The organism is Pseudoalteromonas ostreae, from assembly GCF_018069805.1.
Classification (GTDB): domain Bacteria; phylum Pseudomonadota; class Gammaproteobacteria; order Enterobacterales; family Alteromonadaceae; genus Pseudoalteromonas; species Pseudoalteromonas ostreae.
The window spans coordinates 163857-181424 of the sequence record NZ_JAGPYN010000010.1; the positions used below are offsets into that span (position 1 = coordinate 163857).

Genomic DNA, 17568 nt, shown 5'->3' on the forward strand with positions numbered 1-17568 from the left:
TCACTCATCTTGATTTTGACAACACACATTTTTAAAGAGGTCGCCAATGGACTTTAACTTAACTGAAGATCAACAAGCATTTGCTGATACGGCGCGCCAATTTGCGCAGTCAGAGCTTGCACCCCATGCAGCCAAGTGGGACCGCGAACATATCTTTCCAAAAGACACAATAAAAGCCGCCGGCGAGCTTGGCTTTTGCGGTTTATACACTCCAGAGGAAGCCGGTGGTTTGGGTTTATCTCGTCTTGATTCGAGCATTATTTTTGAACAACTGGCGATGGGCTGTACAGCGACTACCGCAATGTTGACCATTCACAATATGGCTACTTGGATGATTGCAAGTTTTGGCACTGAGCAAACAAAAGCTCAATATTGTGATCAACTTGTAATGGGTGAGCTACTCGCTTCTTATTGTTTGACAGAGCCAGGCTCAGGATCTGATGCTGCATCACTAAAAACCAAAGCTGTGCTTGACGGTGATGAGTACGTGATCAACGGCTCAAAAATGTTTATTTCAGGTGCTGGTGAAACCGACGTGTTAGTGGTTATGGCGCGTACTGGCGGCGAAGGTGCGGCGGGTATTTCTGCGTTTGTAGTACCAGCTGATGCCAAAGGCGTTGCATACGGTAAAGCAGAAGAAAAAATGGGCTGGAATGCGCAGCCAACACGACTAATTAGTTTTGAAGATGTACGCATACCTGCTCATAATTTATTAGGTCAAGAAGGTGAAGGCTTTAAGTTTGCAATGCAAGGCCTTGATGGCGGACGTATTAATATTGCAACTTGTTCAATTGGCACTGCCCAAGCGGCACTTGAAACAGCCCGTGAATACTTAAAAGAACGCACACAATTTGGTAAACCGTTGGCTGCTTTTCAAGCGCTGCAATTTAAAATTGCCGATATGAACACCGAACTTGTTGCGGCACGTCAAATGGTGCGTTTAGCGGCTTTTAAACTTGATAATAATGACAGCGAAAAAACCACTTATTGCGCCATGGCAAAGCGTTTTGCCACTGATGTAGGTTTTACTGTGTGTAATGACGCACTACAAATTCATGGTGGTTATGGTTATATCAAAGAATACCCACTGGAGCGCCACGTACGTGATGTGCGCGTTCATCAAATTCTTGAAGGTACTAACGAGATCATGCGGGTGATTATTGCACGCCGTATTTTAGCTGAATCAGCAGCCGATATTCTATAAGGAGCGCGAAATGTCAAACCCAAATATTGAATTAACCATTGAAGGTCATGTAGCGATTTTAACCATGTCTAATCCGCCAGCGAATACCTGGACTAAAGACACGTTGATTGCCTTAAAAAATATGGTAAATGAGCTAAATGACAATAAAAATGTTTACTCTTTAGTGATCACCGGTGAAGGTGAAAAGTTCTTCAGTGCTGGTGCTGATTTAAATGTATTTGCTGGTGGTGATAAAGGCGTAGCAGCGACTATGTCGCAAGTATTTGGTGACGCATTTGAAGCATTAACTGCATTTAGAGGTGTATCCATTGCCGCGATCAATGGCTATGCCATGGGTGGTGGTCTAGAAGTGGCGTTAGCATGTGATATTCGCATTGCAGAAGAGCAAGCACAAATGGCACTACCAGAAGCCAAAGTAGGTTTACTACCGTGTGCGGGTGGCACGCAAAATCTGGCTTGGTTAGTTGGTGAAGGTTGGGCAAAACGAATGATTTTATGCGGCGAGCGCTTAAAAGCCGATAAAGCCCTGCAAATCGGCTTAGTTGAAGAAGTGGTCCCGCAAGGTGACAGCCTTGCTGTGGCACTTAAATTAGCTACTCAAGTGGCAGATCAAAGTCCTGTTGCTGTTAGTGCCTGTAAAACCCTGATCCAAAAGGGCCGCACTCAGCCAATGGCGCATGTATTACCGCTTGAGCGTGAGTTATTTGTTGGTTTGTTTGATACACAAGATCAACAAGAAGGGGTAAATGCTTTCCTAGAAAAACGCAAAGCAAATTGGGTGAATGGCTAATGATTGAGTTAACGCAATTAAATCCGCCAGATGCGCCGGTGGTGTTTGAAACTGCGAGCGCTGTAAACGGCTCACTCATTGGTTTTGCCACGCTCAACTCCCCTAAATCGTTAAATGCACTTAATTTTGAGATGATCAAATTATTAGCGCCGCAACTTAACGCATGGGCGGCTGACAGTAATGTTGCGATGGTGATACTTAAAGGGGCAGGGGATAAAGCATTTTGTGCCGGTGGTGATGTAGTCAGCCTGCATAATGCTATGAACAGCGGTGAACCGGCAAATCTAATAGAAGATTACTTTGCTCACGAGTATCGCCTTGACCACCTCATTCATTGTTATGATAAACCGATCCTTGTTTGGGGTAATGGCATTGTGATGGGCGGCGGTTTAGGCTTAATGGCCGGAGCAAGTCATCGTGTGGTAACTGAGAACTCACGTATTGCTATGCCTGAGCTAACAATTGGTTTATACCCAGATGTAGGCGGCAGTTATTTTCTACATAAAATGCCTGAACATGTGGGCTTATTTTTGGGGTTAACTGCAGCGTCTATTAATTGTGACGATGCAATGTATGTGGCATTGGCTGATCACTACCTTAAGGCGGATAAATACGACACTCTGATTGAGCAATTGTGCAGCATTAAGTGGGGTAAAACGGCTTCATTGAATCACGAGAAGCTGACCAGTTTACTTACCGAACTTGATAATGTCTCTGGGCGAATGCCAAAAGGCAATGTAAAGGCGCATTTAGCCACCATTCAAAAATTGGGTGAATTTACTGAACTACGCGATAAAGTAAATTATATCTTAAATCTAGAAACTGACGCTACGTGGCTTACCCGAGCGCAAAAAGCATTAAAGCACGGTTGCCCGCTCAGTTGCGCCTTAGTTGAGCGTCAACTTGCCAGTTCAAAAGGTAAAAGTTTAGGCGAATGTTTTCAAATGGAACTGGGTATGTCGGTTCGCTGTGGTGAAGTCGGCGAGTTTCAAGAAGGTATTCGTGCGTTACTGATTGATAAAGACGGCGCGCCTAATTGGCAGTTTAAAACGCTTGAACAGATCCCAGATGAATTAGTCGAGAGTTTTTTTGTTCAACGTTGGGATCACGACTCACATCCACTAAAACAACTTACACAAGGATAATGTTATGTCACTTTCTATTGGTTTTATTGGTTTAGGTAACATGGGTGGCCCAATGGCTGCCAACTTAGTTAAAGCGGGTCATCAGGTTAAAGTATTTGATTTAAACCGATCGGTCGTAAATCTACTTGCTGATAATGGCGCGATCGCCGCGAATGATGCTAAACATTGCGCAACGGATGTTGATGTATTGATCAGCATGCTACCGGCCAGTAAGCACGTTAAGTCACTTTATTTAGGTGATACCGGACTTGTACATATTTTAGCAAAGTCAACGTTAGTAATTGATTGTTCAACGATTGATGCTACATCAGCACGCGACGTAGGCGCTGAGCTTAGTGAACATGGTATCGACTTTGTTGACGCGCCGGTATCCGGTGGTGTTGCCGGTGCAACGGCAGGTACACTGACCTTTATCGTCGGTGGTGGCGATGAGCAATTTGCTAAGGCCCAACCGGTGCTTGCTGATATGGGTAAAAATATCTTTCATGCAGGTGATATTGGCGCAGGACAAGTCGCAAAAATTTGTAATAACATGCTATTGAGTATTTTAATGGCGGGAACCAGTGAAGCAATTCAAATGGGTATAAATAATGGCCTCGACGCAAACGTGCTGAGCGACATTATGACCGCCAGCTCTGGTCGTAACTGGACCCTTGAGCTTTACAATCCTTGCCCAGGTGTGATGCCCACAGCCCCGGCTAGTAATGATTATAAACCAGGCTTTATGGTTGATTTAATGGCTAAAGACCTAGGTCTTGCGATGGAAGCCGCGCAGCAAAGTAATTCAGTAACCCCGATGGGGTCAATGGCTAAAAACCTTTACACCATGTTGCAACACCAAGGTGCGGGCAGCGAAGACTTTAGCGCCATATTTAAATTATTCTCGAAGGAGTAACAGGTGGAAATTAAAAATAATACCGTGGTGATCACCGGTGGCGCGCAAGGCTTAGGATTTGCAATGGCGCATAAATTGGCTGAGCTTGGTGCTAATATTGCGTTAATTGATATGCAACAAGCGCTGCTAGATGATGCAGTTGCTGAGCTTAGCCAACATGGTGTAACTGTAAAAGCCTATGTTGCTAATGTGACTGATGAAGATGCTGTAGTAAATACCTTTAATACCATCAATACAGATTTTGGTCATATTGGTGTTTTGATAAATAATGCCGGTATTTTACGCGATGGTATGTTTATCAAAGCCAAAGAAGGCAAAGTGGTTGCTAAAATGGCGCTTGATCAATTTAAGTCAGTGATTGATGTAAACTTAACCGGCGTATTTTTAGCGGGGCGTGAAGCTGCGTGCCATATGATTGAATCGGGTAAAGGCGGCGTGATAGTTAATATGTCGAGTGTTGCTCGTGCGGGTAACATTGGTCAAACTAACTACGCTGCGTCAAAAGCGGGTGTGGTAGCGATGACCACTGGTTGGGCAAAAGAGCTTGGCCGTTTTGGTATTCGTGTAGGTGCCATTGCACCGGGCGTTATTCGTACCAATATGACTGACGCTATGAAACCAGAAGCCAAACAGCGTATGCTAGCAGTAACACCCGTAGGGCGTTTTGGTGAAGCGGATGAAATTGCGCACACAGCGCAGTACATTATCGAAAACGACTTCTTCACCGGTCGCGTGGTTGAGATTGACGGCGGTATTCGTTTGTAAGTAAACCTTTTTTAAGTGTAATAAAACGGCAAGCCTCGGCTTGCCGTTTTTGTTTTCTAGCTTAATTGATTAATAAAGTAGCATTTTAAATGGGGCTGTATGCATATACAGTGTTTTTTATTTATCAGTAATAGCTTAACGAATTGAGCTGTAATTCATCTAGCGCTTCCTGTTTTAGTTGTCATAGTTGCGATGAACTTCTACTATTAATTATCTATTTGTTCTTATAACGATAAGCAGCTTCTGGGATCAAACATATATGATTGAGATAAATGAACAGATATTGAAGGATATAAATAGAAATTTTATTATTCCTCCCAAACCTGAAATATTAACTGAGTTACAAAATTTAACAGCAACTGGCGATGCGCCTCTTGCCGATGCAGCTAAGTTAGTGGTAAAGGATTTAGCGATTTCATCAGCAATACTAAAAATAATAAATTCTCCTGCTTATGGCTTGTCTCGTACTGTGGCTGATATAAAGCAAGCAGTGATGTTTCTTGGCTGGGACGGAGTCAATGCGCTTGTACAGGGGTTGAAATTAAAAGAAATGTTTGCAACTGAGAACAGCTGTATTAGCTTAGAAAGATTTTGGGATACATCAACCGAAATTGCTAATGTAAACATGATTATAGGTCAACGCTTTAAAAAACAAATAGCAATAGAATCTTTGTATACGCTAGGTCTTTTTCATGATTGTGGTGTTCCACCTATGGCAATAAAATATGATAATTACCTAACCGCTTTGCACTGCGCTAATCAAACAGATAAAGAAACAATTATTGAGATTGAAGAACGTTTATATAAAACAAACCATGCAGTAATTGGCTATTATCTTGCTAATAGTTGGCATTTACCAAAAGAGATATGTCAATTAATTCTTAATCACCACGACGTAGCTATTCTTGCTGAGGTGACAGATACGGATGAACAAATCTGCTTTGCTATTTTGAAAATGTCTGAAAACTTAGTGACGATGGTCAGACGAGGCTCACCTATACCACAGTGGGGTATAATAGAATCAAAAGTATTAGATGTACTGCATTTGAATGATGATGAGTATTGTGACTTACAAGAGGACGTTATTGATTTTTTAAACAATTTATCATAACTACATTAAGCATTATTTATGGTTAATTAAGGTTCTTAGCTTTCGCCTCAGTCATTGTTTAGTGCCAATGTTAGTAAAGCGATTTAGGCACTATTGAACTGAGTAAATCGAAGCATGATCGCAACTCATTTGATTGTGATGAGCAAGAGTTAAATACGTTTATCAAAACTCAAGCGGCGAAATATATGCAAGCGGGTATTAGCCGATCAATGGTGTTACCAAGTGCTCAACCATTACTCAATCAAAAGTATGCGATTTGTGCGTTTTACAGTGTAGCGGCAAGTTTAATTAGCCGCAAATTACTCAATAAGTTACAAATATAACAAAGCATTTAATCTGGCGTTTTATGATTGAGCAGCGCTATCAAAAAGCCTGAGCTGCTACGCTCGCCGCTGTGGGCTGCGCGTTATTAGAAATAAAGGAGCATTCATTGGCTGAAGTTCATAAATGCAAAAGTATGAATACCGAAGAGGTTTGGATACAAAACAATCAAGATGAGTGGCTATTAAATATAAATCATATCGCAACCGAACAAGATTTAGAAGACAATCATTACTTAGAAGAGGTTGGGCAAACTATTGAGCATATAGCGGTAAATGTTTCATTTTGTCCATATTGCGGTGAAAAACTTGTCAAAATGGCGGCTAATGTAGTCCCTTCGTTCATACACACTGATTACTCAAAATGGTGAACATAGTTTATTATATCAAGCGGCTACACTGGGGGGAAATTTGATCTGTGAGCCGAGCGTTACATGCTATCATTTGAATTTATTTAAGTATGGTTTGTCTTTTTTATACATGTCGCCGTCTTCTCTTTTTTCGATAGTTTCTTTTTGTTGCGCTTCAATCATATATTTTTTCCCAGGATTGAAAATAGCATCTACCTCGAGAAAAGCACCACCCATTGTACTTTGCCCTGATGAAGGTTTTTTACTCTTTTGCCTGAACCAATCCAAATTAAGAGTTTTGTAAGCAATAGCGATCCCAAGAAAAGGTATAAACCAAACACAAAGTAACAAGGCTAAACGCTTTTGCGATGAAGGCACCCATTGATGAATTTCTTTAGATATATGCGCGTTCACCAAAGTGTGCAATACAACAATGAGTGCTCCCAAAGCTAATAACTTAGTGTTATCCATAACTAGTAACTCCTAAAGGCCAAACGAGCCTGTAGAATTACTCGTTTTTTAATTTATTTTTATTTATGCATGAACCATAGCTGAGTTCCTATTTTGATTCAATCAGTTACTTTGATGGTACGTAAAATATAAAAAAGGATTTGCTGTTGCTTTAATTGGCGTTTCGCAGGGGTTACTGTACTTTTGAGTGGCTTATGTGAGTTGGAAAGGGCTCAAATAAATTAACATTGCGCTAGGCAATGACTAGCTTCACAAGGTTTAGTGTCATTGAGAGATAATTGGATACATATTCATTACGGGAGATGACCCGCCCATCGCACTTCCTGTTAATAAAATGTGCATGATGGGTGGTGTGGGGGCTGGAGGTTATAGACCTACGGCTACCCGATTATGCGTATTCTCCCACACGTACCAAACTGAGCTTTTCACTCGCTGCTGGAGCTTCAAAATACTGAGTAACATGATGAAATACAGCCTCTGTGTCAAACATAGCTCTTTCAGGTTGTTCAACTCGGCGTTTAGCAATTTGGGATAAACATTGCTCATCTGTTAAGTCTAAATACCAAAGCTCATGCTCACTACCTACTTCGACGCACAGTGATACGAACCAAGCTCTTTGCTTAACAGTATTAGCGGGAAAATCCATGACAACGTTAACCCCGATATTCAATAAACTTTGAACATGGCTTTTAATGAAAGGTTTAATGAGATTTGAGTACTTAATATAGTCGTCAAATGTTTGAATTTGAGAAGGATAATGAGCTGACAACCAATCGTCTTCTGAAATTAGGACTGCTTTGTTTTTAGTAGCGACAACCTTAGATTTAGTCGATTTGCCTGCTCCCATCTTGCCACAGAAGAAGAACAGCTTTCCCTGATTTTCCATGTTTCCTCCATTTACGCCTAACAGCTCATTGAACCCCATTTTGGTGGTTTATAACACCAAAATGACATATATTACATACTCTGATAATTCCACCAATAATTACTTTTGTAAACAAGTAATTAAAATAGCTAAAATTTAAGGCTTGTTATTTTGCCTTAAAACGGCGGTTAATAATGACTTATCGTTTACAGCTGATTACTTACGGCTTAATTTCAACTACTTTTAAAACCAATTCTAAAACCGCTCCAGTGTTTGCCATTTACATAAATGGTACTGATAGGTCATGTAAAATTTCATCGGTATCTAAATCAATTATTAAAAGGTCTTATATGGGCACAAATTTACCATTAAAAAAGCCAACCCTAAGGTTGGCTTTTTGCAGTAATCTATTGCAGTAATGAGCAGCAACTCATTTTAGTAAGTTGCACTGCCTTTTGTACGTGGGAAGGCGATTACGTCACGTACGTTGCCCATACCAGTTACATAGGCAACTAAACGTTCAAAACCTAGGCCAAAACCTGAGTGCGGTACAGTGCCGTATTTACGTAGGTCGCGATACCAGCTGTAGTCTTCTTTGTTTAAGCCCATTTCTTCTAAACGTGCATCAAGTACATCAAGGCGTTCTTCACGTTGTGAACCACCAATGATCTCGCCAATACCTGGTGCTACAACGTCCATTGCAGCAACGGTTTTACCGTCTTCATTTTGGCGCATGTAGAATGCTTTAATATCACGTGGGTAGTTTTTAATAACCACTGGTGCTTTAAAGTGCTCTTCTGCTAAGTAACGCTCGTGCTCAGATTGTAAGTCAACACCCCATTCAACGGCGTATTCAAATTTCTTGCCGCAGCTTTTAAGAATTTCTACTGCATCAGTGTAATCAACTTGTGCAAAATCTTTTTCAACAAATTCTTCTAGGCGCGTGATAGCTGTTTTCTCAACACGTTGCGCAAAAAATTCCATATCATCACGACGTTCTTCAAGTACCGCTTTGAACACATACTTAAGCATGTTTTCAGCCAATTTGGCGATATCTTCTAAATCAGCAAAAGCAACTTCTGGTTCGACCATCCAAAACTCTGCCAAGTGGCGTGAGGTATTTGAATTCTCTGCACGGAAAGTCGGGCCAAAAGTATAAATTTTTGACATCGCTGAGGCATAAGTCTCACCATTTAACTGACCTGATACCGTAAGGAATGCTTCTTTACCGAAGAAGTCTTCGCTGTAATCAACATCACCTTTATCTGTACGTGGCAAGTTTTGCATATCAAGCGTTGATACGCGGAACATTTCGCCTGCACCTTCACAGTCACTTGCGGTGATGATAGGGGTGCTGATCCAGTAATAACCTTGCTCATGGTAGAAACGGTGAATAGCTTGCGCTAAACAGTTACGTACACGTGTTACCGCACCAATCATATTGGTACGTGGGCGAAGGTGAGCGTGCTCACGTAAATACTCAATGCTGTGACGTTTTGCCGACATTGGGTATGAGTCTGGGTTTTCTACCCAGCCAAGTACCTGTACGCTATTCGCTTGAATTTCGAAAGATTGACCTTGACCTGCTGATTGTACTAAAACACCGGTAACTGACACAGAGCAACCGGCTGTTAGGCTAGTAACTTCATCATAATTATTTAGTGAATTAGGTACTACCGCTTGAATAGGATCAAAACACGAACCGTCATGAACGGCTAAAAATGAAATTCCTGCTTTTGAATCGCGGCGTGTACGGATCCAGCCTTTAATTGTTACTTGGCTGTCTACCGCAACCTTGCCTTTTAATAGCTCTGAAATCGCTAAGTGGCTCATCTTCACTCCAATGATATAAGTTGCCTACATTAATATGTGCGCTATTGCACTTGAACGGTGTATCTTACCTTTGAATGTAAAATAAAAAAACATTCAAAAGTAACTCTTTGCTTATTCTTTTGCATTTTTGTGGTTTTTTGTCGTTTAAAACCTAGAACTTTAATTTTTTGTGATAAGAAACAACTTAGATCAAAATTTAAAGGCGATTTTCACTGCGATAAAAACGGGTTTTGTGGCATTATATGCAATTACGATATTTAAACTAACTTGCTAAACATATAGGTATTATGAAACAAGTCTTTATTTTACGTGGTTTACCAGGGTGTGGTAAGTCTTATTATGCGCAGAATCTTGCCGATGAAATGGTTGCGGGCGATCAAAGTCAGTACTTAATTTGTTCGACCGATGATTATTTTTATAATGAACAGGGTGACTATCAGTTTGATAAGTTTAAGCTGTCGCAATACCACAATTTGAATTTAGCCCGTTTTATAAATGCGTTGGCGCAAGAAATCCCACTTATTATTGTTGATAATACTAACATCAAGAAATGGGAATTTATTGCTTATAGCCAAGCCGCTGTTGCACTAGGCTACCAAGTTAAAGAAGTGATTGTGGGTGAAGTAAAAGACAAATCAATGCAACACTTATATGCCAAACGTAATAGTCATAATATTCCACTGAAAATGATCAGCAAAATGGCTTACATGTTTGAGTGGTAACAGTCACCCAAACTCGTTGTAGTTTGGGTGCTGGCTTTATCACTCATACTTGATCAGTAATATATGCTCAGAAATGTTTGCCCGCGATAGCGTCGTAAATCGCATTTGCCAATATGGTTATATCCTCTTCACTGCTTATATACGGTGGCATTAAATAGATCAGCTTACCAAATGGACGGATCCAGACATGTTGGCTGATAAAGAAAGCTTGGATCTTGGCAACATCAATTACACTATCAAGCTCAACGACACCAATAGCCCCAAGTGTTCTTACCTCAACAACTTGCTCAAGCTCACCGCAACGCTGTAATGTTTGCAGCGCATCGTTTAGATGACTTATTTGAGCTTGCCAGTCTTGCTCAAGTAATAAATCAATACTTGCACAAGCCACTGCGCAGGCCAATGGATTGCCCATAAATGTTGGGCCATGCATTAATACCCCAGCTTCACCTTCGCTGATACCAATGGCAATTTTATCTGTGGTTAATGTGGCTGATAAGGTCATCATGCCGCCTGTGAGTGCTTTACCTATGCATAAAATATCTGGCTCAATATCAGCATGTTCTACGGCAAATAGCTTACCTGTGCGGCCAAATCCAGTGGCGATTTCATCACAAATTAACAGTACGTCATAGTCTGTACATAACTTGCGAACGGTTTTTAAATACTCAGGATGATAGAAGTTCATTCCCCCAGCATTTTGTACAATTGGCTCGATGATAAACGCTGCAATGTGTTGGTGATGCTGTGCGAAATGCTCAGTAAGTCGTTGTGCTTCTTGCTGATCAAAGGTTTGGCTAAATTGACTTACTGGTGCTGGCACAAACACATGATCTGGTAAAAAACCTTGGTATAGTGAGTGCATTGAGTTGATAGGATCACATACACTCATCGCCGCAAAGGTATCACCATGATAACCTTTTAACGGCGTCATTAGTTTTTGCTTGCTGGTAATACCTTGGCTTAGCCAGTACTGCAACGCCATTTTTATCGCCACTTCAACACACACTGAGCCGCTGTCGGCTAAAAACACTTTTTGGAGTGTGCTTGGCGTGATTTCGACGAGCTTTTTACACAGCTCTACCGCAGGCGCGTGGGTTAAGCCACCAAACATTACATGGCTCATTTTATTTACTTGCTCGATCGCGGCATTTTTTAATACCGAGTGGCCATAACCATGGATGGCGCTCCACCAAGAAGCCATACCATCTATGAGCACTTCACCCGTGGCTAAGAAAATACGATTATCTTCAGTGTGACTTACAGGGTACACAGGCAAAGGTTGGGTCATCGATGTATAAGGGTGCCATATGTGCTGGCGGTCAAAATTAAGGTCGATAGGTTGCTTTTTGCTCATTTGTAAACTTAATGCTGGTTTAGTTCGTTGACAATGTTACGTCAAGTCGTAGACTAAGCCAATATCACCGTCATGAAAAATAAAAAGAGAGAATTATGGAGTTTGCAGCTGTTCGCCACGATTGGACACATCAACAAGTAAAAGCTTTATTTGAAATGCCGTTTAACGATTTATTGTTTAAAGCCGCGTCTGTACATCGTGCTAACTTTAATCCTAATGAAGTGCAAATATCTACGTTACTATCAATTAAAACAGGCGCCTGCCCAGAAGATTGTAAATATTGCCCGCAATCGGGCCATTATAAAACGGACTTAGAGCGCGAGCGTCTTCTTGAAGTTGAAAAAGTAGTTGAACAAGCACGCTTAGCAAAACAAAAAGGCGCAACCCGTTTTTGTATGGGCGCTGCATGGTCTGATCCAAAAGACAGAGACATGCCGTATATTTCGCAGATGGTTAAAGAAGTTAAAGAGCTCGGCCTTGAAACCTGCATGACATTGGGTATGTTGGATAATCAAAAGGCCCATGCACTGCGTGATGCAGGTCTTGATTATTACAACCATAACCTTGATACCTCGCCAGAATATTACGAGCAAATTATCACTACCCGTACTTTTCAAGACCGTCTCGATACAATAGGTAATGTACGTGATGCAGGAATGAAAGTCTGCTCCGGCGGTATTGTGGGTATGGGTGAACAAGCAGCCGATCGTTTTGGTTTATTGATGCAGCTTGCAAATCTTCCGCAACAACCAGAAAGTGTGCCAATTAACATGCTAGTAAAAGTAAAAGGCACGCCAATGGAGAACGTTGACGATTTAGATCAGTTTGAGTTTATTCGTACCATTGCCGCAGCACGTATTATGATGCCACATAGTTATGTGCGGTTATCAGCAGGGCGTAATGCGATGAATGAACAAATGCAATCAATGTGCTTTTTTGCTGGTGCAAACTCAATTTTCTATGGTGATAAGTTATTAACCACAGAAAACCCAGAAGCCGATGCGGATATGAAGTTAATTAAAAAATTAGGCATGAACCCTGAAAAACGCCACGATTATTCAGACGAAGCCTATGAAGCATCGTTATCGTCAGCGGTCGCAGATAAAGCAACCTCAGAGATGTTTTACGAAGCGTAAAGCGTTCAATAATAGGTTAATGGTTTAGAGTATAGCGCTGAAGGTTAAAGCATTTATGTCATCTCAGAGATGTTTTACGAAGCGTAAAGCGTTCAATAATAGGTTAATGGTTTAGAGTATAGCGCTGAAGGTTAAAGCATTTATGTCATTTGAATTTATAAACACCCATTTAGATGAACGCAAAGCACAGCAGTTGCTGCGTAAACGCTATGTAGTACAAAACGCAACGGCGCGTACTATTACGATTAATGATAAAAGCTACCTTAACTTTGCGAGTAACGATTACTTAGGATTTGGCGATTCACCGGTGGAGTTAACCAGCGCGCCATTACTAGGTAGCCACAGCTCAGCACTTGTGACGGGTTATCAACAACCACAGCAAGCGCTTGAGCAAGCTTTATGCAGTGCTTTGGGTTATGAGGCAGGCATGTTGTTTAATTCTGGCTTTAGCGCAAATAGCAGTGTGATTAAAGCCTTGTTTCAAGATAAAGCGACAGCGAAACACAGTGCTATTTTTCAAGATAAACTCAATCATGCCAGTTTAATAGATGGCGCATTACACGCCAACGCAGCGTTAATACGGTTTAACCATAACGATATAAACCATTTACGCTCACGGCTAGAAAAATCAAAAGCGCGCAATAAGCTCATTGTGTCTGAAGGTGTGTTCTCGATGGATGGTGATACTGCACCGATCAAAGCGCTATTTGCCTTAGCAAAGCAGCATAACGCTTGGTTAATGATAGACGACGCTCATGGCTTTGGTGCACTGGGTAAAACAGGGTTGGGCAGTTGTGAAGCCTTAATTGCATCCGACACCTTGCCCGATATTTTAGTGATCACCTTTGGTAAAGCGGTTGCTAGTAGTGGGGCGTGCGTATTAGGCTCGCAGCATTTTATAGATTACATGCTGCAGTTTAATCGTGATTATACCTATTCAACCGCTATGTCACCGTTTATCGCCTCTCATACTTTAGCGCGTATTAAAAGCATAAGATACGCCAACGACAGGCGAGCCAAATTAAACGCTAATATTGCGCTGTTTAAATGCCTAGCAAAAGAGCGGAACATTGCGCTAATGGACTCCAACACCGCGATTCAACCGATTGTTTTAGGCTGCGCCGAGCAAACGTTAAAAGCCAGTGAGCAACTAAAGCAGCAGGGCATTTGGCTAACGGCTATTCGCCCGCCAACTGTTTTACACAATACCTCGCGTTTGCGTATTACCTTAAGTGCAGCCCACACCCATGACGATATAAAACAACTCGTTGGTAGTTTACAAAAGGTCATTTCATGATAAGCCCGCAGGTAATTAAAACTAAGCCACTTAGCCCTATAACTGTGTATATAGCGGCTCAGGTTTTAAAAAAAAACACCGCGCATAACTTTTCAAAAGCAGCAAACAGTTACAGCCAGCATGCCAATGTGCAAAAACAAGCGGCTAATGATTTATTTAAACTCATTACTGCAAACAATAAAAAGCTCTGTGTTGATTTAGGTGCAGGGCCGCTGGTTAATACTGAGGCTTTAAAGGCATTATTTGGCCAAGTTATTGCCATAGATTTAAGTTTTAACATGCTAAAAAGCAGTGATTTAAACACGCCTAAACTGTGCGCCGATATGGATAATTTACCGTTGCAAGCTAACAGTATTGATGTGCTATTTAGTAATTTTGCGCTGCAGTGGTCTGCTAATTTCCAAATGTTAATGCATTCGCTTTATCAAGCATTAAAACCAGGCGGGCAAGCCTATATTAGTACGGTTGTTGCAGGGTCATTAAACGAGATAAAAACCGCCTTTGCAGCGCTTGATCCACATAATCATATTAATCAGTTTGCAAGCCATAATAATATAAACCAATCGGTCGAAAAGGCAGGGTTTAAGATCACCGCGTCAAAAAAAGTCATCTATACCGATCAACACAGCAGCGCATTAGCTGCTATAAAATCGATTAAAGCCATTGGTGCCACTACACAAAACCACGCAACAAGTCGTCGTGGTTTATTAACCAAATCAGCGCTAAAAAAAGTCTGTGATGCCTATCCGCTTATAAACAATAAAGCCCATGTATCTTACCATGTGGTATTGTTATCATTAGAAAAAGCCCAGTAAAAATAATAAGGCCATGCCATGAACCAGTTTTTTATTACCGGTACCGATACCGACGCCGGAAAAACTCATGTAACCAGTTTGCTGCTAAAGTTACTCGCACAACATAAAAAGCGCGCAATTGGCTTTAAGCCGATTGCCTCAGGGTGTGAAATGGCGTTTGAGCAGCTCGTAAACGCCGATGCGCTAATGCTTATGGAAAGTGCCACAGTCAGCGCTAAATACGACATAATTAATCCGTTTGCTTTTAAGCCCGCCATAGCCCCGCACATTGCAGCAGAGCAAGCGGGTATAAACATAACAGTAGAAAAGCTCAGCACGGTTTATCAACATGTTAAGCAACAAGGTGCTGATTACCTGTTAACCGAAGGTGCGGGCGGCTGGGCTTTACCTATTAACGACAACGAATATTTATACGACTGGGTAAAAGCAGAGCAACTGCCAGTAATATTAGTGGTAGGGATGAAACTAGGCTGTATAAATCATGCATTACTTAGTGCTGCGCACATGCAAAGTATGGGGGTTAATTGCATTGGCTGGATTGCAAACCAAGTTGATGCCACTATGGATGAATACCAAGCAAACCTAGATTCACTTAAAACACGCTTACCTTTTCCTCTGCTTGCCATTAGCCCCTACACAGAGCAAACCCCTAAATTACAAATTTATAAAACCCTGCTTGAAAAATTATCCATAAATCCATAAATAACCCTTGTGTTGTGACATAGTTTGTCACAGAATAGCGCTGACGTTATGACATAGTGTGTCATAACGCAGTGATTGCTCAAAGCCGATCAAACATAGTAAATCGCTCAGCAATAAATGTTATTTTTGGAGAACTCGTATGAAACGTGTATTTTTGTTTTTATTAACTAACCTCGCGGTTATGTTGGTATTAGGTGTGGTGCTTTCAATCATAATGAGTGCGCTGGGCTTAAGCCATCGTAGCCTTGGCGGAATTTTACTAATTGCGACTGTATTTGGTTTTGGTGGATCATTTATTTCGTTATTTATGTCGAAATGGATGGCGAAAAAATCAACCGGTGCGCAAGTGATCACCCAACCTCGTACCGAAACCGAACAATGGCTGGTAACCACTGTGGCTGCTCAAGCTAAAAAAGCCGGTATTAACATGCCAGAAGTGGCTATTTACGACAGCCCAGAAATGAACGCGTTTGCAACCGGTCCAAGTAAAAATAACTCGCTGGTGGCGGTAAGCACGGGTTTATTACATAACATGAGCCAAGATCAAGCCGAAGCGGTACTTGCCCATGAGGTTTCGCATATTGCTAATGGCGACATGGTAACGCTCACGCTTATTCAAGGCGTGGTTAATACTTTTGTAATTTTTGCCGCTAAAGTGCTGGCAGGCATTGTAGATAACTTTATCAATAGCGATGAAGAAGAGGGCGGCAGCAGCTGGACTTACTTCCTATTCGATATGTTGTTCCAAGTATTATTTGGTGTATTAGCAAGTGTGGTGGTTGCCCATTACAGCCGTAAACGTGAGTTTGCAGCCGATAACGGCGCAGCACAGCTGGTAGGCGCAGACAAAATGCGTTCAGCCCTTGAGCGATTAAAGCAAAACCACCCATCGCAATTAGAAGGCTCAATGATGGCCTTTGGTATAGCCAGCGGTAAAGGCATGGCAGAGTTGTTTTCATCTCACCCGCCGCTTGACGCACGTATAGACGCACTACGTCGTTAAAAAATTCAAGTTTTTCACAGTACTTGTAAACAAAAGCCTGCATTTGCAGGCTTTTTTATGTTTAATAGTTTTTATTGCGATTGAATAATGTCAGTAATGCCTTCCGGCGAGAGTATTTCAATCCAGTAACCGTCTGGGTCTTTAATAAAGGCAAGGCCCTTCATTGAGCCGCCATCTGGCTGTTTTACAAACTCCACATCGTATTTAGCAAAGCGTTCGCATGCTGCGTATACATCGGGTACGCTAATACCAATATGGCCAAAGCCTTTTGGTTCTTCATTACCACTGTGATAACCGCTAAAGCTGTCGTCGTTTTCAGTGCCCCAGTTATGGGTAAGCTCAATCAGTGCAGGGCGGCGGAACACCCATTGTGTTTTTTGTTTGTCATCGCCTTTAGGCATATCTTGCTCATAGCCTAAAAAGTATAAGGTAAACTCCATACCAGGAAAGTCGTACTTACCTAACAGCTTCATACCCAATACGTTTTCATAAAATGCCAGCGACGGTTTTGGATCTTTAATACGCAACATAGTTTGCTGCATCACATAGCCCTCAGTGGCCTGTGCAATTTGCTCTGGAGATTCGTTATAGCTAGACATGAGATAATCCTTAAAAAATGACTTGAAACCTTAATGGATTTAAAAAGGCAGGGTGTACGCCCATCATAATAAACAGCAGCAAAAATTAAAACCTCTTAGCTAAATTACCAGCCAGTTAGTTGGGTGTTTTGTAAGCAAAAAAATGGAATGTTTAGGGGTACTGTTTATTTATGGCTGTGTTGTAGTTG

The 17568-nt window shown here is 41.5% G+C and carries 18 protein-coding genes; 13 read left to right on the plus strand and 5 right to left on the minus strand.

Annotated elements, in window-relative coordinates; genetic code table 11:
* Window positions 1-46 precede the first annotated feature (46 nt).
* The 7 genes from J7338_RS10165 to J7338_RS10195 all read left to right on the plus strand — a co-directional run bounded on the left by J7338_RS10165 (window position 47) and on the right by J7338_RS10195 (window position 6601).
* Complete coding sequence (locus J7338_RS10165) at window positions 47-1204, plus strand: acyl-CoA dehydrogenase family protein (RefSeq protein WP_210796953.1); 1158 nt, start codon at window positions 47-49, stop codon at window positions 1202-1204.
* A gap of 10 nt (window positions 1205-1214) precedes the next feature.
* The gene (locus J7338_RS10170) at window positions 1215-1994 is read left to right on the plus strand and encodes an enoyl-CoA hydratase (protein ID WP_210796954.1); all 780 of its coding nucleotides are present in this window, start codon (window positions 1215-1217) and stop codon (window positions 1992-1994) included.
* On the plus strand, window positions 1994-3139 hold the full coding sequence (locus J7338_RS10175; protein WP_210796955.1) for an enoyl-CoA hydratase/isomerase family protein: 1146 nt from the start codon (window positions 1994-1996) through the stop codon (window positions 3137-3139). The genes J7338_RS10170 and J7338_RS10175 overlap by 1 nt, the downstream gene beginning before the upstream one ends.
* A 4-nt stretch (window positions 3140-3143) precedes the next feature.
* The gene (mmsB, locus tag J7338_RS10180; RefSeq protein WP_210796956.1) at window positions 3144-4034 is read left to right on the plus strand and encodes a 3-hydroxyisobutyrate dehydrogenase; all 891 of its coding nucleotides are present in this window, start codon (window positions 3144-3146) and stop codon (window positions 4032-4034) included.
* 3 nt (window positions 4035-4037) lie between these two features.
* Complete coding sequence (locus J7338_RS10185; RefSeq protein WP_210796957.1) at window positions 4038-4799, plus strand: SDR family oxidoreductase; 762 nt, start codon at window positions 4038-4040, stop codon at window positions 4797-4799.
* A gap of 259 nt (window positions 4800-5058) precedes the next feature.
* Window positions 5059-5910 (plus strand): HDOD domain-containing protein, encoded by an 852-nt coding sequence (locus J7338_RS10190; RefSeq protein WP_210796958.1) that lies wholly within the window; start codon window positions 5059-5061, stop codon window positions 5908-5910.
* 430 nt (window positions 5911-6340) lie between these two features.
* Window positions 6341-6601, plus strand: coding sequence for a hypothetical protein (locus J7338_RS10195; RefSeq protein ID WP_210796959.1), 261 nt, complete (start codon window positions 6341-6343; stop codon window positions 6599-6601).
* 69 nt (window positions 6602-6670) lie between these two features.
* On the opposite strand, the gene J7338_RS10200 is transcribed toward J7338_RS10195, so the two are convergent.
* The 3 genes from J7338_RS10200 to asnS all read right to left on the minus strand — a co-directional run bounded on the left by J7338_RS10200 (window position 6671) and on the right by asnS (window position 9749).
* Complete coding sequence (locus J7338_RS10200) at window positions 6671-7051, minus strand: hypothetical protein (protein ID WP_210796960.1); 381 nt, start codon at window positions 7049-7051, stop codon at window positions 6671-6673.
* 388 nt (window positions 7052-7439) lie between these two features.
* Window positions 7440-7937: a P-loop nucleotide/nucleoside kinase family protein gene (locus J7338_RS10205; RefSeq protein ID WP_210796961.1), complete on the minus strand. Its 498-nt coding sequence runs from the start codon at window positions 7935-7937 to the stop codon at window positions 7440-7442.
* Window positions 7938-8351: 414 nt separating this feature from the next.
* On the minus strand, window positions 8352-9749 hold the full coding sequence (gene asnS, locus J7338_RS10210) for an asparagine--tRNA ligase (RefSeq protein WP_064666209.1): 1398 nt from the start codon (window positions 9747-9749) through the stop codon (window positions 8352-8354).
* Between the two features lie 287 nt (window positions 9750-10036).
* On the opposite strand from asnS, the gene J7338_RS10215 reads away from it, so the two are divergent.
* Window positions 10037-10471, plus strand: coding sequence for an AAA family ATPase (locus tag J7338_RS10215; RefSeq protein WP_169020914.1), 435 nt, complete (start codon window positions 10037-10039; stop codon window positions 10469-10471).
* Window positions 10472-10538: 67 nt separating this feature from the next.
* Here the strand turns inward: J7338_RS10215 and bioA are convergent, their stop codons facing one another.
* Window positions 10539-11828, minus strand: a complete 1290-nt coding sequence (gene bioA / locus J7338_RS10220; protein WP_210796962.1) for an adenosylmethionine--8-amino-7-oxononanoate transaminase — start codon at window positions 11826-11828, stop codon at window positions 10539-10541.
* Between the two features lie 95 nt (window positions 11829-11923).
* Between bioA and bioB the strand changes: the two genes are divergently transcribed.
* The 5 genes from bioB to htpX all read left to right on the plus strand — a co-directional run bounded on the left by bioB (window position 11924) and on the right by htpX (window position 16781).
* Complete coding sequence (gene bioB, locus J7338_RS10225) at window positions 11924-12964, plus strand: biotin synthase BioB (protein WP_210796963.1); 1041 nt, start codon at window positions 11924-11926, stop codon at window positions 12962-12964.
* Between the two features lie 142 nt (window positions 12965-13106).
* Complete coding sequence (locus J7338_RS10230) at window positions 13107-14261, plus strand: aminotransferase class I/II-fold pyridoxal phosphate-dependent enzyme (protein ID WP_210796964.1); 1155 nt, start codon at window positions 13107-13109, stop codon at window positions 14259-14261.
* Entirely contained in the window at window positions 14258-15076 is an 819-nt protein-coding gene (locus J7338_RS10235; RefSeq protein WP_210796965.1) for a methyltransferase domain-containing protein, read from the plus strand. Before J7338_RS10230 ends, J7338_RS10235 begins: the two co-directional genes overlap by 4 nt.
* Window positions 15077-15094: 18 nt before the next feature.
* Entirely contained in the window at window positions 15095-15778 is a 684-nt protein-coding gene (bioD, locus tag J7338_RS10240; protein WP_210796966.1) for a dethiobiotin synthase, read from the plus strand.
* A gap of 139 nt (window positions 15779-15917) precedes the next feature.
* Window positions 15918-16781, plus strand: coding sequence for a protease HtpX (gene htpX / locus J7338_RS10245; protein ID WP_210796967.1), 864 nt, complete (start codon window positions 15918-15920; stop codon window positions 16779-16781).
* Between the two features lie 71 nt (window positions 16782-16852).
* On the opposite strand, the gene gloA is transcribed toward htpX, so the two are convergent.
* On the minus strand, window positions 16853-17380 hold the full coding sequence (gene gloA, locus J7338_RS10250; protein WP_138686930.1) for a lactoylglutathione lyase: 528 nt from the start codon (window positions 17378-17380) through the stop codon (window positions 16853-16855).
* Window positions 17381-17568 lie beyond the last annotated feature (188 nt).